This window comes from Rhodosalinus sp. FB01, assembly GCF_041365715.1.
In the GTDB taxonomy this organism is placed as follows: Bacteria; Pseudomonadota; Alphaproteobacteria; order Rhodobacterales; family Rhodobacteraceae; genus Rhodosalinus.
Genome location: NZ_JBGFSH010000042.1, coordinates 1 through 676, shown reverse-complemented (window position 1 = coordinate 676; position 676 = coordinate 1). Strand labels below are relative to the sequence as shown.

The window sequence follows — 676 nt, the reverse complement described above, 5'->3', positions numbered from 1 at the left end:
AGCGCTTGGACACTGATAAGTTTCACTTTAACGGCTATCGCCTTGTGTCATGTCAACTTTTGGAAGCCATAGAATGACTTTTGGCCACGATGAACTAGTCGCCGCATGGGGGGAGCCTCAGACTAGTCGGGTCGTTGATAGGCTTCGTCGCTTCGCTTTTATCCCGAATGAATTGCTTGAGAAGTTGGCGGCAACGGCCCTTCCCGAAAATTGGGGGCAGAATAACCATGTCCTTAAGAAGTATCTTGCGGTCCAAGTTGCTTGGAGCATCGAGCAGGGGCAATACACGGAAGGCGAAGGTCAATTTTATGTAACTGCTGGCCATCTACAAACACGTTATGGGACGCCAATATATTTGGCATTCGAGAGAAACAGAAATCCTGGCCGAGAGCCATTCTATCTAGTTGCTGTTGAAGCAAATATGTCGGCACCTAGGCTACCGGTTCCGCCGGAGATTCCAGCGCCCAACGCCATTCCGAGCGGCGTAGAGATTGTCATGATGCATGATCATATACTCGATGATAACTCGGATCGAGTTCCATTCTTTGCGGAAACGCCACGAGTAGCCCAGATGTGTGCAGTTTCCGGCGCTATTCAATGGTCACTGAATCGTAATTTGCACCTGCCCTACTGGTACTTTGGTCAAATGAGCTATGTTGTTCCTCTCTATCTCAGC

General features: G+C 49.3%; 1 protein-coding gene. It reads left to right on the top strand.

The window, feature by feature from the left end; translation table 11 throughout:
- Nucleotides 1-73: 73 nt before the first annotated feature.
- On the top strand, nt 74-676 hold a 603-nt coding region (locus AB6A65_RS16445; protein WP_371039475.1), incomplete at its 3' end, for a DUF3825 domain-containing protein.